The organism is Streptomyces sp. NP-1717 (assembly GCF_022695985.1).
In the GTDB taxonomy this organism is placed as follows: domain Bacteria; phylum Actinomycetota; class Actinomycetes; order Streptomycetales; family Streptomycetaceae; genus Streptomyces.
Genome location: NZ_JAAPBF010000175.1, coordinates 1 through 15,041, shown reverse-complemented (window position 1 = coordinate 15,041; position 15,041 = coordinate 1). Strand labels below are relative to the sequence as shown.

13 protein-coding genes and 1 pseudogene are annotated in these 15,041 nt (G+C 70.5%); 10 read left to right on the top strand and 4 right to left on the bottom strand.

The features are described from left to right. A pseudogene (locus GXP76_RS26760) lies at nt 1–431 on the top strand (long-chain fatty acid--CoA ligase); the annotation flags it as partial. A gap of 34 nt (nt 432–465) precedes the next feature. On the opposite strand, the gene GXP76_RS26755 reads toward GXP76_RS26760, so the two are convergent. Next, complete coding sequence (locus GXP76_RS26755) at nt 466–1,767, bottom strand: M6 family metalloprotease domain-containing protein (protein WP_242574174.1); 1,302 nt, start codon at nt 1,765–1,767, stop codon at nt 466–468. A gap of 326 nt (nt 1,768–2,093) precedes the next feature. Here GXP76_RS26755 and GXP76_RS26750 point away from each other — a divergent pair, with 326 nt between their 5' ends. Both GXP76_RS26750 and GXP76_RS26745 read left to right on the top strand, forming a co-directional pair. Further along, on the top strand, nt 2,094–2,744 hold the full coding sequence (locus tag GXP76_RS26750; protein WP_242574173.1) for a TetR/AcrR family transcriptional regulator: 651 nt from the start codon (nt 2,094–2,096) through the stop codon (nt 2,742–2,744). A 223-nt stretch (nt 2,745–2,967) separates the two neighbouring features. Further along, nucleotides 2,968–4,515 (top strand): MFS transporter, encoded by a 1,548-nt coding sequence (locus tag GXP76_RS26745; RefSeq protein ID WP_242574172.1) that lies wholly within the window; start codon nt 2,968–2,970, stop codon nt 4,513–4,515. A 56-nt stretch (nt 4,516–4,571) separates the two neighbouring features. Here GXP76_RS26745 and GXP76_RS26740 read toward each other — a convergent pair whose 3' ends face one another. Continuing rightward, nucleotides 4,572–5,069 carry a MarR family winged helix-turn-helix transcriptional regulator gene (locus GXP76_RS26740; protein ID WP_242574171.1) on the bottom strand — a complete coding sequence of 166 codons (498 nt, stop codon included), beginning with the start codon at nt 5,067–5,069 and terminating at the stop codon, nt 4,572–4,574. Nucleotides 5,070–5,179: 110 nt separating this feature from the next. Between GXP76_RS26740 and GXP76_RS26735 the strand changes: the two genes are divergently transcribed. The 5 genes from GXP76_RS26735 to GXP76_RS26715 all read left to right on the top strand — a co-directional run bounded on the left by GXP76_RS26735 (nt 5,180) and on the right by GXP76_RS26715 (nt 10,724). Continuing rightward, complete coding sequence (locus GXP76_RS26735; RefSeq protein ID WP_242574170.1) at nt 5,180–5,962, top strand: dioxygenase; 783 nt, start codon at nt 5,180–5,182, stop codon at nt 5,960–5,962. 149 nt (nt 5,963–6,111) lie between these two features. Beyond that, nucleotides 6,112–7,401: a sugar ABC transporter substrate-binding protein gene (locus GXP76_RS26730; RefSeq protein WP_242574169.1), complete on the top strand. Its 1,290-nt coding sequence runs from the start codon at nt 6,112–6,114 to the stop codon at nt 7,399–7,401. Continuing rightward, a complete protein-coding gene (locus GXP76_RS26725) occupies nt 7,391–8,401 on the top strand; it encodes a carbohydrate ABC transporter permease (protein ID WP_242574168.1) in 1,011 nt (336 codons plus the stop codon). The genes GXP76_RS26730 and GXP76_RS26725 overlap by 11 nt, the downstream gene beginning before the upstream one ends. After that, the gene (locus tag GXP76_RS26720; protein ID WP_242574167.1) at nt 8,398–9,225 is read left to right on the top strand and encodes a carbohydrate ABC transporter permease; all 828 of its coding nucleotides are present in this window, start codon (nt 8,398–8,400) and stop codon (nt 9,223–9,225) included. The genes GXP76_RS26725 and GXP76_RS26720 overlap by 4 nt, the downstream gene beginning before the upstream one ends. Next, nucleotides 9,222–10,724 (top strand): glycoside hydrolase family 3 N-terminal domain-containing protein, encoded by a 1,503-nt coding sequence (locus GXP76_RS26715; RefSeq protein ID WP_242574166.1) that lies wholly within the window; start codon nt 9,222–9,224, stop codon nt 10,722–10,724. The genes GXP76_RS26720 and GXP76_RS26715 overlap by 4 nt, the downstream gene beginning before the upstream one ends. Here the strand turns inward: GXP76_RS26715 and GXP76_RS26710 are convergent. Continuing rightward, nucleotides 10,721–11,263 (bottom strand): GNAT family N-acetyltransferase, encoded by a 543-nt coding sequence (locus GXP76_RS26710; protein ID WP_242574175.1) that lies wholly within the window; start codon nt 11,261–11,263, stop codon nt 10,721–10,723. The genes GXP76_RS26715 and GXP76_RS26710 overlap by 4 nt on opposite strands. 151 nt (nt 11,264–11,414) lie before the next feature. Here GXP76_RS26710 and GXP76_RS26705 point away from each other — a divergent pair, with 151 nt between their 5' ends. Next, nucleotides 11,415–12,410, top strand: a complete 996-nt coding sequence (locus tag GXP76_RS26705; RefSeq protein ID WP_242574165.1) for an RNA polymerase sigma factor RpoD/SigA — start codon at nt 11,415–11,417, stop codon at nt 12,408–12,410. Between the two features lie 67 nt (nt 12,411–12,477). Here the strand turns inward: GXP76_RS26705 and GXP76_RS26700 are convergent, their stop codons facing one another. Further along, nucleotides 12,478–13,461, bottom strand: a complete 984-nt coding sequence (locus GXP76_RS26700; RefSeq protein WP_242574164.1) for a YafY family protein — start codon at nt 13,459–13,461, stop codon at nt 12,478–12,480. Nucleotides 13,462–13,523: 62 nt separating this feature from the next. Here GXP76_RS26700 and GXP76_RS26695 point away from each other — a divergent pair, with 62 nt between their 5' ends. After that, nucleotides 13,524–15,035, top strand: coding sequence for an MFS transporter (locus GXP76_RS26695; protein WP_242574163.1), 1,512 nt, complete (start codon nt 13,524–13,526; stop codon nt 15,033–15,035). The last annotated feature ends 6 nt before the right edge of the window (nt 15,036–15,041 follow it).

Below are 15,041 nucleotides of genomic sequence, written 5' to 3'. Positions count from 1 at the left end.
TCTACGCGTCACCGGCGGATCCCCTCCGGGGGGCTGTCGCCACTCAGCTCGCGCAGGCGGGGGCCGCGATGGACGCCCGGTTCCGCGCGGCGGCGGACGCGCTCGGCCGCGGCGAGCTCCCGGGTCTGGGCCCGGCCCCCGTCACCCGGCTGACGAGCCCCTTCTCCGCTCCGGAGGCGCTCTTCGAGGTGTACGGCGCCATGGCGGCGGGCGGCCCGCTCGTCCTGGACGGGGCGGCGCGGACGCGGCGGCCCGGGTGGTGGCCGGCGGACCCGGCCGGGGACGCGGCGTCGCCCGCCGTCGAGTCGCGCGTCTCGCAGGAGACCGGCGAGCGGTGGCTGCGGGGTCAGTCGCTCCCGTACGCGTACTGGCGCGACGAGGAGGCCACGGCCGGGGCGTTCACGCCCGACGGCTGGTTCAGGACCGGCTGATCCGGAGCCGGAGGCCGGAAGCCGGGCGTGGGGGTCAGGACCGGGTGATCCGGACCCGGTAGCCGCCGTCGCCGTCCGTGCCGAGCACCGCGACGCCGACCCCGCTGTCCCGGTCCCGGAACGTCTCGCCGGGCCCGTACGGCGCGTCGGACAGCTCCGCGTGCACGTTGGGCCGCCGCGTACAGCCGCCGCTGCGCTCCTCGCTGTCGGAGACGGTCACCGGACCGCGCCCGGTGTCGACGTCGGTCTCGACCCGGTAGATCAGCACGCCGGGCTTGCAGACGGCCTCGTCGTTGCCCGCGCGGGTGCGGACCTCGACGGCGAAACCGGACTCCTCGGAGACCGGCACGAACGCCAGTTTGTGGCCGCCCTCGGTGGCCAGCGGGGTGAGGTCGTGCTCGCTCTCGCCGGGCGCGGACGCGCAGCTGATCTGCGCGTTGTCGAGCCAGCCGAGCTTCCACTTGTGCCAGCCGAGCAGATCGTTGTTGGCCCCCCAGTCCTCGGACATGATGTCCCAGTGCCCGACCGTGCCGCCGCCGTCCATCGTGTAGAGGTCGGGGAGGCCGAAGACATGGCCGTTCTCGTGCGGCAGGACGCGGTAGCCGGTCCGGGAGTACGACCCCGAGCCGTCGTCCTGCCTGCTGTAGACGAAGGACGTGTTGGAGAGCGGGACGCCGTCCGCCTTCGGCGCCTCGCCGTTGCCGGAGAACGTCACGGACAGCACGGTGTCGAGGGCCGAGGGGCCGGCGTTGGGCGTGACGAGGATGTTGACGAGGTCGTACTCGCTGAAGTCCACCTCGGGGTCGGCCGCCGTCACGATGTCCTGGACGAGCCGCCGGTAGCCGGGTTCGTAGGGGGCGCCGCGCTCTATCCCGTAGTCGGCGAACGGCAGCGGCATCCGGAGCCAGTCCTTCAGGGGGGCCTCGGGCCGGTAGTCGAGCCGCCCGTAGGAGCTGGTGCGGAACCACTGCGAGGTCTGCGGGAAGAACTCGCCGAGCCGGTCGGCGGCCTTGCCGGGGCCCGGCGCGTCCGAGAAGTCGACCATCAGGTTGAGCGCGCGCACGGTGCCGGTCGACCGGGTGTAACCGGCCGGGGTGGGCACGCCCTCGGACATCTGGACGCCCGCGGCGGGGGCGATACGGCACGGAACGAGCGTCGAGTCGTGGGCGGTGGACGCGGGGCCGGCCGAGGCACGGATGGGAATCGGGAGGGTGGCGCTGGCGGTGGCGAGGGTGGCGAGGGTCAGGGCGGCGACGGCGGCGAGCGTGCCGAGCCGGCGGGGTCTGGCGTGTCGGCCGTGACCTGCGGTTCCGCGTATCCGTCGGGTGTCCTTCATCGGCCGCCTTCGGGTCAGCGGCAGTCGTCCGTGCTGACTGCTCTCGGTTCGATCACCCTGCGCCGGGCGGCGTGTCGGCGCTCGCTGGGTGCGCCGATCGTGGGGTTTTCGATCGCCGTACGGGCGTAAAGAGCCCCTACGACGGTTGAGGCGGGACACGGAGCCCGTACGACGGCCGAGGACGGAAGCGGTCCCCGGCCCGGTTTCCCAGTGACCCAGCTCACACGATCCGCCGAAATAACCGGGGACGGCTTCCCCGTTTGCACCCGTGTCAAGGAAAACGGGGACGCGTTCCCCACTTGCGTGAACCGAGGGAAGGGCCCGACGTGACCACCGCTGCCGAATCCGGAACGCGCCGCGTCCCGCGCCCGCGGGCGGACGCTCTGCGCAACAGGGAGCGCATCGTGGCGGCGGCCCGCGAGATCCTCGTGGAGTCGGGCCCCGACGTGCCGCTCGACGAGATCGCGCGGCGCGCCGGCGTCGGCAACGCGACCCTCTACCGCCACTTCCCCGACCGCTCCGCGCTCATCCTGGACGTGGTGCACTCCGTCATGGCGCGCACCGCGGACCAGGCCGAGCGGATGGCGGCCGAGGAGAGCGACCCGTTCGTGGCGCTCAGCCGCTTCGTCCACGCGGCGGCCGACGAGCGGATCGGCGCCCTGTGCCCGCTGCTCTCCGGCAGCTTCAACGGAGACCTTCCCCTTCTGCACGCGGAGCGCGAACGCCTCGAAGCGGCTGTGGAAGACCTCATGGAGAAGGCGCGCGCGGCGGGCAGGCTGCGTACCGACGTCGCGGTCGGTGACCTGATGGTCGCGCTCTCCCAGCTCACCCGTCCGCTGCCCGGTACCGGTTGCCTCAACATCGACCGTTTCACCCACCGGCATCTACAGCTGTTCCTCGACGGCCTGGAGGCGCCCGCGCGCTCCGGGCTGCCGGGGGCGGCGGCGACTCTGGAGGACCTGCGCCACGGTCGATGACGACGTGTGACGCGCCCCCGGACCAAGAACTTCTGTCGACCACGTACACCGCGTGGATCACGTGGACCACACAGATCACGTGGACCACACGCACCGGCGACCACGACCACGCCGGGCGGATTCCTCCGGACCAGTAACCAGTAACCCGTAACCAGCGCGTAGGGCCGACCAGTGCGTCCCCGCGTCCGTTATGAACTCTTCGTACGCATAGGCGGACTCACCCATGTCAAAAACAGCCGAGGCCAGGCTTCCCGAGCCCCAGGTCCCTGATTCGGTTCCCGATCCCAATCGCTGGAAAGCCCTGGTCTTCATCGCCCTGGCCCAGCTGATGGTCGTGCTCGACGCGACCATCGTGAACATCGCGCTGCCCTCCGCCCAGCAGGACCTGGGGATATCGGACGGCAACCGCCAGTGGGTCATCACCGCGTACGCGCTCGCCTTCGGCGGTCTGCTGCTCTTCGGCGGACGCATCGCCGACCTGTGGGGACGCAAGCGCACCTTCACCGTCGGTCTGCTCGGCTTCGCCGCCGCGTCCGCCATCGGCGGCGCCGCGACCAGCGAGGCCATGCTGCTCGGCTCGCGCGCCCTCCAGGGCGCGTTCGGCGCGCTGCTGGCACCGGCCGCGCTCTCCCTGCTCGCCGTGACGTTCGGCGATCCCAAGGAGCGCGCCAAGGCGTTCGGCATCTTCGGCGCGATCGCCGGTGGTGGTGGCGCCGTCGGTCTGATCCTCGGCGGATTCCTCACCGAGTACCTGGACTGGCGCTGGACCTTCTTCGTCAACATCCCGTTCGCGATCGTGGCCGCCGCAGGCGCCTACTTCGTGATCCGGGAGCCCGCGGGCGGCCGTAACCGCAACCCGCTCGACATCCCCGGTGTCGTCCTGTCCACGCTGGGCCTGGTGGCGCTGGTGTACGGCTTCACGCGCGCCGAGTCCGAGGGGTGGTCCGACCCGGCCACCATCGGCATGTTCGTCGCGTCGGCCGTCCTGCTGGCGACATTCGTCGCGGTCGAGGCACGGGTGAAGTCCCCGCTGCTGCCCCTGCGCGTCCTGATGGAGCGCAACCGCGGCGGTGTGTACCTCTCGCTGGGCCTGGCCATCATCGGCATGTTCGGTCTGTTCCTCTTCCTGACCTACTACCTCCAGGTCGTGAAGGGCTACACGCCGGTCAAGACCGGCTTCGCCTTCCTGCCGATGATCGTGGGCATGATCACGGGCTCCACCCAGATCGGTGCCCGGCTGATGACCCGGGTGCCGCCGAGGCTGCTGATGGGCCCCGGCTTCCTGGTCGGCGCGACCGGCATGCTGCTGCTGACGCAGCTGGAGATCGGCACCTCGTACCCCGGTCTGATCCTGCCGGCGCTGCTGCTGCTCGGTCTCGGCATGGGTACGGCGTTCATGCCCGCCATGTCCCTCGCGACGCACGGCATCGAGCCGCGTGACGCGGGCGTCGCCTCCGCGATGGTCAACACCTCGCAGCAGGTCGGCGGCGCGATCGGCACGGCGCTGCTGAACACCGTGGCCGCCTCCGCCACCACCGCGTACGTCGCGGCCAACGCGTCGGGTGCGAACAACCCGAAGCTCCTGGAGCTCCAGGCGATGGTGCACGGATACGCGAGCGCCATCTGGTGGGCGGTCGGCATCCTGGTGGTCGCCGCAGGCATCGCGTTCACCCTCATCAACACCGGTCGTCCGGGGAGCACCCGGGTGGCCAAGGGCGAGGGCGCCGACGCCTCGGCGCAGGACGTCCAGATCCCGGTGGCCATGCACTGACCGCCGGCACCGGCCCCGGTGCCTCCGTCCGAGGACTGCCCTGGCGTCGCCGCTCCTCAGCGGCGCCAGGGCAGATCCGCGTCCGAACAGTCCGGCTGGAGCCCCTCCGCCATCACCCGCATGATCTCCCCGAGCTGGGTCACCTGCTCGGGGGAGAGCCGGTCGAAGATCGCCTGCCGTACGGCGGTGACATGGCCGGGCGCCGACCGCCGCAGGACCTCTTCGCCCTCGGCCGTGAGGATCGCGTTCTGCCCGCGCTTGTCGGAGGGGCAGTCCTCGCGGCGCACCCAGCCGTGCCGCTCCAGCCGGGCTATCGCGTGCGAGAGCCGGGAGCGGGTGATCTTGGCGTCCTGGGCGAGCCGGGTCATCCGCAGCCGGTGGTGCGGGGCGCGGGCCAGATGCACGAGCAGGGCGTAATAGATGTGCGGCATCCCCGCGTCGCGCTGCAACTGGCGGTCGAGATGGTCCTCCAACAGCGTCGTGGCCTGGAGGTACGCCTGCCAGACGCTCTGCTCCTCGGCGTTGAGCCAGCGTGGCCGGTCTTCGCTCCCCATGGTCTCCACCCTACGCGCTCCTTGAAAGTTGAACTAGATGGACGTAAGGTCCGTCTCGGGAAGTATTTTAAAGTTCAAGCAGATCGCCGGGAAACGAGCAGGGAGACGCCATGACCAGCACAGCGGAGCGCATGCCCGCCCTCTATCTCTCCCACGGTGCCCCTCCCCTCGCCGACGACCCGGTGTGGCCCGGACAGCTCGCCGCCTGGTCCGCCGAACTGCCGCGGCCCAGGGCGATCCTGATGGTCTCAGCCCACTGGGAGGAGGCGCCCCTCGCCCTCGGCGCCACTGAGACCCTGCCGCTGGTGTACGACTTCTGGGGCTTCCCCGAGCACTACTACCGGGTCCGGTACGCCGCCCCGGGCGCCCCCGCCCTCGCCGACTCCGTCGAGAAACTGCTGCGCGGCCCCGGCACCCCCGTACAGCGCGTCCCCGACCGCGGGCTTGACCACGGCGCGTACGTCCCGCTGGTCGAGATGTTCCCCGGCGCCGACATCCCCGTACTCCAGATCTCCATGCCGACGCTCGACCCGAACGAACTCCTCGCGATCGGCCGCAAGCTCGCCCCGCTGCGGGACGAGGGCGTCCTCGTCGTCGGCAGCGGCTTCTTCACGCACAACCTGGCCGCGCTGCGCCACGCGGGCGCCGGAGTGCCGGGCTGGTCGGCCGAGTTCGACGCCTGGGGCCGCGAGGCGCTGCTCGCGCGGGACGTCGACGCGCTGCTCGACTTCACCCACAAGTCCCCGGCCGGGCAGCTCGCGCACCCGCGCACCGAGCACTTCGCGCCGCTGTTCGTGACGCTCGGAGCCGCCGAGGAGGAGCTGGAGACCGTACGCAACGTCATCGACGGCTTCTGGATGGGCCTGGCCAAACGGTCGGTGCAGTTCGGCTGACCCGGCCCGCGGTGCTCCGCCAGTGGTCGGCCCAATGGCAGACGGGTTCAGATAGGCAACGGTTCGACATCCCCTGGCCAATGGCACTTGACCGGGCAATCGGGGCTCCGTACGTTCCTGTGGTCTAGACATCCTGTTAGGGAGCGGCCATGCGGAAACATGTCATCGGGGCCCTTGTCGTCACCATGGCGCTCGGACTCTCTGCCTGCGGCAGCGGGGACTCGGGCGGGGACGGCGGCGAAACGTCGGGCAAGGGCAAGACCCTGACCGTATGGATCATGGAGGGGACCAACCCGGACCCCAAGCCCTTCTTCAACGAGGTCGCCGCGGCCTTCAAGAAGAAGACCGGTGCCACGGTCAAGGTCGAGTACCAGCAGTGGGCCACCGCGCAGAAGAAGTTCACCACCGCGATCGAGGGCGGACCGAGCCAGGTCCCCGACGTCGCCGAGGTCGGCACCACCTGGATCCCGCAGTTCGCCGAGACCGGCGGCCTCGTTGACGTGACCGACAAGGTGAAGGACTCCGGGCTCAACGACGACCTGGTCGAGGGCCTGGCCGACGCGGGCACGCTGGACGGCAAGCAGTACGGCATGCCCTGGTACGCCGGCGTCCGCGGACTCCTCTACCGCAAGGACATCTTCGAGAAGCACAACCTCAAGGCCCCGACCACCTGGAAGGAGCTGCGCGACACCGCGCTGACCCTGAAGGAGAAGGAGCCGGGCATGATCCCCTTCCCGGTCGCGGGCGGCGCGGAGATGTTCGCGACCCCGTTCGTCTGGGGCGCCGGCGGCGAACTGGCCGTCGAGGAGGGCGGCAAGTGGAAGTCCGGCATCAACTCCCCGGAGTCGGTCAAGGGCATCACGTACTACACCGACCTCGCGAAGAAGGACAAGCTGTCCCCGGCGAAGGTCACCACCTGGACCGAGAAGGAGGTGGCGACCGACTTCCAGAAGGGGAAGATCGCCATGTCCCTCTCCGGCAACTGGACCCCCAAGGCGTTCGTCCAGGCGGCCCCCGACCTCGAGGGCAAGCTCGCCGCGGCGCCCATCCCGGGTGAGACCGGCGGCATGAGCAAGTCCTTCCTCGGCGGCTCCTACCTCTCCACCTTCAAGGGCGAGAACCAGGACCTGGCCTGGGAGTACGTCAAGCTCGTCACCACCGGCGAGTTCGCCACCAAGTGGGCCGAGCAGACGAACTACTTCCCCGGACAGAACTCCCTCCTCAAGGAGGTCCAGGCGAAGAACGACCCGCTCGTCGCGCCCTTCGCCCAGCAGATGACCGAGGCCGGCGCCACCGTGCCCAAGACGCCCGCCTACGGCCAGATCCAGGCCACCCAGGTCGTCACGAAGATGGTGCAGTCCATCCTCACCGGCAAGCAGACCGTGCAGGAGGCCGCGGACCAGGCCGCCGAGGAGATGGACAAGATCTTTGCCTCCTGAGTCGCTCATCGAAGACTCGGCGCACGACGACGTGGCCGCGGCGACCTCCCCCGTGAAGTCGCCGCGGCCACGCGGGCAGCGCCCGAGCCCGACGCTGCGCCGCAAGCAGCTCGGCCGCACCACCCGCCCCTGGCTGCTGCTCCTGCCCTCCCTCGTGGTGCTGGCGGGCCTGCTCCTGTGGCCGCTGGTCAAGGTCGGCATCCTGTCGGTCCAGGACTACGAGGTGAAGTTCGGCGGCGGAGTCGGCACGTACACCGGCTTCGACCACTACAAGGACCTGCTCGGCGACGGCGCCCTGTGGCGCACGGTCCTGCCCAACACCGTCTTCTTCGCGGTCGCCTGCGTGGCACTGACCGTCGCGCTCGGCACCCTCGCCGCCCTGCTGCTCCAGCGGCTCGGCACCACCTGGCGGGTCATCTGCTCCACCGCGATCATGGCGGCCTGGGCGATGCCCGCCGTCACCGGCACCTACGTCTGGGTCTGGCTGTTCTCGGCGGGCGACGGAATGATGAGCCAGCTCGCCGGCTCGCTCGGACTGATCGACCCCGAGACCACGAACTGGTTCACCGAGCGGCTGTCCTTCTACGCCATCGCCACCCTCAACGTGGTGCACCACGGCTTCCCGTTCGTCGCCATCACCGTGCTCGCGGGGCTGCTGACCATCCCCAAGGAGCTGTACGAGGCGGGGATGATCGACGGCGCGAACGCCTGGCAGCGGTTCTGGAAGATCACCGTGCCCACCATCAAGCCGATCTTCCTCGTCGTCACCATCCTGTCGACCATCTGGGACTTCAAGGTCTTCACCCAGATCTATCTGATGCCGGGCGGCGCGGGCAGCAACGAAGAGGTCCTCAACCTGGGCGTGTGGTCCTACCAGCAGGCGTTCGCCCTGAACGACTACGGCGCGGGCGCGGCCACCGCCGTACTCCTCACGCTGCTCCTGCTGCTGATCACCATCGTCTACATCCGAACCCTCTTCAAGGAGAGTGACGAGCTGTGACCCGCACGACGACCGCCGGGCGGATCGGGCTCGCTCTCGCGGTGTTCGCGCTGCTGGTCTTCACGCTGTTCCCGGTGTACTGGATGGTCAGCACCGCGCTCGACCCGAACGCGATCACCCGTGGCGCCGACGTCCTGCCGAGCGGGATCAGCGGCGAGCACTTCAGCTACATCTTCGACCGCGGCAACTTCGGCCAGTTCCTGACCAACTCGCTGATCGTCGGACTCGGCACGATCCTGGTGTCCGGGCTGCTCGCGCTGTTCGCCGCCGTGGCCGTCGCGCGCTTCCGTTTCCGGTTCCGCACCTCGGTGCTGATCATGGTCCTGATCGTGCAGATGGTCCCACTGGAGGCGCTCGTCATCCCGCTCTTCCTCCAGATGCGGGACTACGAGATGCTCAACAGCCTCATCGGGCTGACCGTCGTCTACATCGCGCTGTCGCTGCCGTTCGCGATCTGGACCCTGCGCGGCTTCGTCGCGACCGTGCCCAAGGAGGTCGAGGAGGCCGCGTATCTGGACGGCTGCTCATGGCCCCGGATGTTCTGGTCCGTCCTGCTGCCGCTCGTCGCGCCGGGCCTCGTCGCCACCAGCGTGTTCGCCTTCATCACCGCCTGGAACGAGTTCGTCTTCGCGTACACCTTCATGAAGGACGGCTCCAAGTACACGGCGGCCGTCGGGCTGTTCCAGTTCTTCGGCGAGAACTCCACGTCCTGGGGCCCGGTCATGGCCGGCTCCACCCTCATCACCCTGCCGGTGCTGATCTTCTTCATCATCGTGCAGCGGCGGCTGGCCTCCGGGCTGGCGGCCGGGGCGGTGAAGGGATGAGCCCCGCGAGCACCGGGGACGAGGCGCGGCGCCTGGTCAACTCCGTCCTGCTGCCCGGCTTCCACGGCACCGAGCCGCCCCCGTGGCTGCTCGGCGCCGTGGACGAGGGGCTCGCGGGCGTCGTGTACTTCGCCCACAACGTGCCCGACCCCACGACCGCCGCCGCGCTCTCGGCCGCCCTGCACGCCCGCCGCGCCGACCTCGTCGTCGCGAGCGACGAGGAAGGCGGTGACGTCACCCGCCTGGAGGCGGCGACCGGTTCCTCCTATCCCGGCAACGGCGCCCTCGGCCAGGTCGACGACACCGACGTCACCGAACGCGTCGCCCGCGCCATCGGCCACGACCTGCGCGCGGCGGGCATCGACCTGAACCTCGCACCGGACGCCGACGTCAACGCGAACCCGGACAACCCGGTGATCGGCATCCGGTCCTTCGGCGCCGACGCCGCCCAGGTCGCCCGGCACTCGGCCGCGTACGTCACCGGCCTCCAGTCCGCCGGCGTGGCCGCCTGCGCCAAGCACTTCCCCGGCCACGGAGACACGGCGGTCGACTCGCACCTGCGGGTGCCCCAGCTCGACGCCGACCTCGACCTGCTCCGGCGGCGCGACCTGCTGCCGTTCGCCGCGGCGATCGAGGCGGGCAGCCGCTGCCTGATGACCGGGCACATCATGGCCCGCCCGTTCGGCGACGCACCCGCCTCACTGAACGCCGAGGCCGCCCGGCTGGCCCGCGAGGAACTCGGTTTCACCGGCGCCATCGTCACGGACGCGCTCGACATGGGCGCCGTCCTGGCCGACCCGGGCTTCGGCCCCGCCTGCGTCCAGGCCGTACTCGGCGGCGCCGACCTGCTCTGCCTCGGCAACCCGGACAGCGCGGAGGCCGCCGAGAGCGCCTACACGACGGCGCGCGACGCGCTCCTCGACGCCGTGGCCACCGGCGAGCTGCCCACGGAGCGGCTCGCGGAGGCGGGACGACGGGCCCGTGAGCTGGCGCGGTGGATCGGCCGCGCCCGCGCCACACCGCCCCCTCCCAAAGAGGACGAGCTGCCGCTCGCCGTGGCCCGCGCCGCGCTGCGGGTACGCGGCAACGTCGCGCTCGGCTCGCCGCCGTACGTGATCGACCTGCGACAGCGCGTCAACCACGCGTCCGGCAGCCGCGCGCCCCATCTGAACCGGCTCCTCGCCGAGGCCATGCCGGGCCTCACCACCACCGGCGTACCCGCCGGGGGCCCCACCGAGGCCCGCGCCGACACCGCCCTCCAGGGCGCCGGCGAGCGCCCGGTGCTCGTCCTCGCGAGGGAACCGCACCGGGACGCGGAGGAGACCGCGCTGCTGCGCGAGCTGGTCGCCCGCCGCCCCGACGCCGTCGTCGTCCTCACGGGCTGGCCGCACGCCGTGGACGCGCTGGCGGCCAACACGGTGGTCACCTACGGCTCGGCCCGCGTCAACGCGCTGGCGGCCGTGGAACGACTCCTGGGCGGCACACCGCACGGAAACTAGAGGAGCTTCTTCTCGTACCAGGCGACGTCCCAGTACCTGCCGAACTTGCGGCCGACCTCGCCGTACGTACCGATGTGCCGGAAGCCGAAGCGCTCGTGCAGCCGCTCCGACGCGCTCGTCCCCCCGCCGTCGGCGGGAGTCACCCCCTGCACGATGCCCGCGTACGCGCGGTGCACGTCCTCGCCCTCCAGGACCTTGAACAGCGCCTCGTAAAGAAGCGTGCCGACTCCCCGGCCCGCCGCGCCGTCCGCGCAGTACACCGTGACCTCCACCGAGGTGGAGTACGCGGCCTTCGGCCGGAGGGGACTACTGGTCGCGTAACCGAGCACACGTCCGGAGAGAACGTCCTGAGCAACCCTGAGGCGGTGTGGGCCGTCTTCGGGGTAGGAGCGCAGCCACGGGCGGCGCTGCCCGGGAGTGAAGGTGGCGGTGTCGAAGGTGATGGGGGTCTCGCGGACGTAATGGTTGTAAATCTCCGTGAGCGCCGTCAGATCGTCCTCGGTTCCGCTTCTGACCTGCACTTCCGTCCAGCCTGGCACCATGCGTCCCTCCTCAGTGGCGGGACAGGGTACTGCATGATCACAAAAGTGAGTGCACGCCTTGGGAATTCTGTCCGGATTCCAGTCGTTGTTTCCAACGGATGCAGGGCACCCGGGAGGGTGTCGCGACCGACTCAGTAAGGGAGCTCGCATGGCAACCCGTGCCGTCGCCCGTCGCACCGCCACCGGCGGTTCGAAAGCGGCAAGCAGTGTTCGCGCCGTAGGCGGGGAGATCGCCGACCGCGACCTGGTCGGCATGTACCTCGACGAGATCGCGCGTACGCCGCTGCTCGACGCCGCCAAGGAAGTCGAGCTGTCACAGACCATCGAAGCGGGTGTGTACGCACAGCAGATCCTCGACGGATCGGTGGAGAGCGAGGGCGCCGGTGCCCGGCACGAGGAGCTGGAAGCCCTCGTCGCGGCCGGTGAGCGCGCGAAGGACGTGTTCATACGCTCCAACCTCCGTCTCGTCGTCGCCGTGGCCCGGCGCTACCCGCGCAGTGGACTGCCCCTGCTCGACCTCATCCAGGAAGGCAACGCCGGCCTGGTGCGCGCGGTCGAGAAGTTCGACTACGCCAAGGGATTCAAGTTCTCCACCTACGCGACCTGGTGGATCCGCCAGGCCATCACCCGGTCCATCGCGGACCAGTCACGCACGATCAGGCTGCCCGTCCACCTCGTGGAGGAGCTCGGCCGCATCCGCAGGGTGCAGCGCGAGTTCAACCGTGAGCACGGGCGCGACCCGGAGCCCTCCGAGGTCGCCGCGGAGCTGGACTCCAACGCCGCGCGTGTCACCGACGTCCTGGACTGGGCCCGTGACCCGGTCAGCCTGAACATGTCGGTGGACGACGACGGGGACACCCAGTTCGGCGACCTGCTGGAGGACACTTCGGCGATCTCGCCCGAGCAGTCCGTCCTCACGCTGCTGCGCAGCGAGGAGCTGGAAGACCTCATCGGCAGGCTCGACCACCGCACGGCCTCCATCATCAAGATGCGCTACGGCATCGACGACGGCCGCGAGCGGACGCTCACCGAGGTGGGCAAGCAGCACGGCCTGACCCGCGAGCGGATCAGGCAGATCGAGAAGCACGCCCTTCTCGAACTGAAGAAGATGGCGCACGACGTGGGCTTCGACGCGGCGGCGTGACCCAGGGCGTGCCCACATGAGCGGAGTCCCGGTATCCACCCCCCCGGTGCCGGGACTCCTTGCGCACTCACCCGCCGTCCGCCGGGTCCCCACCCGCCGCACGGGTCAGCCGACCCCCCAGCGCACCGAGGTGCTCGATCAGCCGCGCGGGCTGATGGACCGTGAACTCGCAGTCCACCAGCGCCAGCCGGAGCGCCAGCCACTCCAGCGAATCGCCCGCCCCGGCCCGTAGCCGGCAACTGCCCGGGCCGGTCGGCTCCGGCACGCCGAACGACGCGGGCAGCCGCGCCGCCACGAAGTCCGCGGGCGCCTCGAAGCTCACGTCCACCTCCCACGGCTGCTGCCCGCCGCGCATCGAGCTGGTCAGGAACTCCGCCGCGTCACCCGTCGGCAGGTCACGCGGTGTGAAGCGCGCCCCGGTCGGATAGGGATCGCCGACCCGGTCGACCCGGAACGTACGCCAGTCCTCCCGTCCCAGGTCGTACGCGACGAGATACCAGCGCCTGGCCGTCGACACCAGACGGTACGGCTCGACCTGCCGCTTGGTCCGCGCGCCGTCGCCCGCGCGGTAGCCGAACCGCAGCCGCTCCGTACCGGTGATCGCGGCGGCGATGGCCGTCAGTGTCCGCGGGTCCACGCTCGCCGCGTCGCCCCGCATCAGCAGCGGCACCGTCGCGGCCTGGAGAGTGGAGACCCGGCGCCGCAGCCGGGAGGGCAGCACCTGCTCCAGCTTCGCCAGCGCCCGTACGGACGCTTCCTCGACGCCCTCGATGGCATGTCCCGCCCCGGCCCGCAGCCCCACCGCGATGGCCACGGCCTCCTCGTCGTCCAGCAGCAGCGGTGGCATGGCGGCGCCCGCCACCAGCCGGTACCCGCCGACCGCGCCCCTGGTGGCCTCGACCGGGTAGCCGAGATCGCGAAGCCGGTCGATGTCCCGCCGGATCGTGCGCGGGCTGACGTCGAGGCGCGTCGCCAGTTCGCTGCCCGGCCACTCGCGCGGTGTCTGGAGGAGCGACAGCAGATTCAGGAGCCGTGCCGGGGTGTCGGTCATGTGTTCCAGAGTGCCAGTCATCTAGGACATGACCTGGCCTACATGCTGCATAGCTTTCTCCCATGACTTCTCCAGCGACAGCACCGGTCGCCGTACCGGACACCACCCCCGACCCCGTCACGACCCCAGCGCCCGGCGACCGCCGCCGCTGGCTGGCGCTGGCCGTGGTCATGACCGCGGCCTTCATGGACCTGGTCGACGTCACCATCGTCAACATCGCCATCCCCAGCATCGAGCGGGACCTGTCGGCGACGTTCGGCGCCATCCAGTGGATCACCGCCGGATACGCGCTGGCCTTCGCCGCCGGACTGATCACCGGCGGCCGGCTCGGCGACATCTACGGCCGCAAGCGGCTCTTCCTCCTGGGAATCACCGGCTTCACCCTCGCCTCCGCGCTCTGCGGCTTCGCGGTGAACCCCGAGATGCTCGTCGCCTCCCGGCTCCTCCAGGGCGCGATGGCGGCGCTGATGGTGCCGCAGGTGCTCGCGATCATCCACGTCACCTTCCCGGCGCACGAGCGCGGCAAGGTCTTCGGGATGTTCGGCGCGATCGTCGGCCTCGGAGCCGTATCGGGACCGCTCCTCGGCGCGCTGCTCACCCAGTGGAACCTCTTCGGGCTCGAATGGCGCCCGATCTTCCTGATCAACCTGCCCGTCGGTGTCGCCGGAGTGATCCTCGGCCGCAAGTTCATCACCGAGTCCAAGGCGCCCAAGGCGCTGCGGCTCGACGTGGTCGGCGTCGTCCTGGTGACCGGGGCGCTGCTGATGCTCATCTACCCGCTCACCCGGGGCCGCGAGCTGGACTGGCCGCTCTGGGGGTACCTGTGCATGGCGGGCAGCGTGCCGGTGTTCGCCGCGTTCGTGGCGTACGAGAAGGCGAAGACCCGCAGGGACGGGTCACCGCTGGTGGAGCTGTCGCTGTTCAAGGTCAAGAGCTTCGCCGCGGGCATCGCCGTACAGCTCACCTTCGGCGTCAGCCTGGGCATCTTCTTCCTGGCCTGGACGCTCTACATGCAGATCGGCCTCGGCTGGAGCCCGCTGCACGCGGGACTGACGGGTCTGCCGTTCTCGCTCGCGGTCTCCACGGCCGCCGGGCTCTCCGTACAGAAGCTGGTGCCGCGCTTCGGCCGCAAGGTCCTGCAAGCCGGCGCGCTGACGATGGCGGCGGGTGTCCTGCTCTACCTCTGGGAGGCCGGACAGTACGGCGCGGACATCAGCTCCTGGCAGATGGTGCCGCCGCTGGTCGTGATGGGCCTGGGGATGGGGCTGATCGTGGCACCGCTGACGGACGCGGTGCTCTCGGACGTCCCGCGCGAGCACTCGGGCTCGGCGTCCGGCCTGATCAACACGGTGCAGCAGATGGGCAACGCGCTGGGTCTCGGGCTGGTGTCGGTGGTCTTCTTCGGAGTGGTCGACGACCACCGGGCGACGACGCCCACGGGGGTGGCGTCGGCGTTCGAGGCCGGGTTCCGGAGCGCGCTGTGGTGGGTGGTGGTGGTGCTGGCGGGGATCTTCCTGCTGATGTTCGCGCTGCCGAAGCGGAGGGCGCCGGAGGCGCGGGTGCTGGCTGCTTGACCCGTG

What these genes read in the sequence shown, in the direction of transcription:
- GXP76_RS26755 (WP_242574174.1), bottom strand. Translation starts at nt 1,767, where the DNA reads ATGAAGGACACCCGACGGATACGCGGAACCGCAGGTCACGGCCGACAC.
- GXP76_RS26745 (WP_242574172.1), top strand. Translation starts at nt 2,968, where the DNA reads ATGTCAAAAACAGCCGAGGCCAGGCTTCCCGAGCCCCAGGTCCCTGAT.
- GXP76_RS26740 (WP_242574171.1), bottom strand. Translation starts at nt 5,069, where the DNA reads ATGGGGAGCGAAGACCGGCCACGCTGGCTCAACGCCGAGGAGCAGAGC.
- GXP76_RS26735 (WP_242574170.1), top strand. Translation starts at nt 5,180, where the DNA reads ATGACCAGCACAGCGGAGCGCATGCCCGCCCTCTATCTCTCCCACGGT.
- GXP76_RS26730 (WP_242574169.1), top strand. Translation starts at nt 6,112, where the DNA reads ATGCGGAAACATGTCATCGGGGCCCTTGTCGTCACCATGGCGCTCGGA.
- GXP76_RS26715 (WP_242574166.1), top strand. Translation starts at nt 9,222, where the DNA reads ATGAGCCCCGCGAGCACCGGGGACGAGGCGCGGCGCCTGGTCAACTCC.
- GXP76_RS26705 (WP_242574165.1), top strand. Translation starts at nt 11,415, where the DNA reads ATGGCAACCCGTGCCGTCGCCCGTCGCACCGCCACCGGCGGTTCGAAA.
- GXP76_RS26700 (WP_242574164.1), bottom strand. Translation starts at nt 13,461, where the DNA reads ATGACCGACACCCCGGCACGGCTCCTGAATCTGCTGTCGCTCCTCCAG.
- GXP76_RS26695 (WP_242574163.1), top strand. Translation starts at nt 13,524, where the DNA reads ATGACTTCTCCAGCGACAGCACCGGTCGCCGTACCGGACACCACCCCC.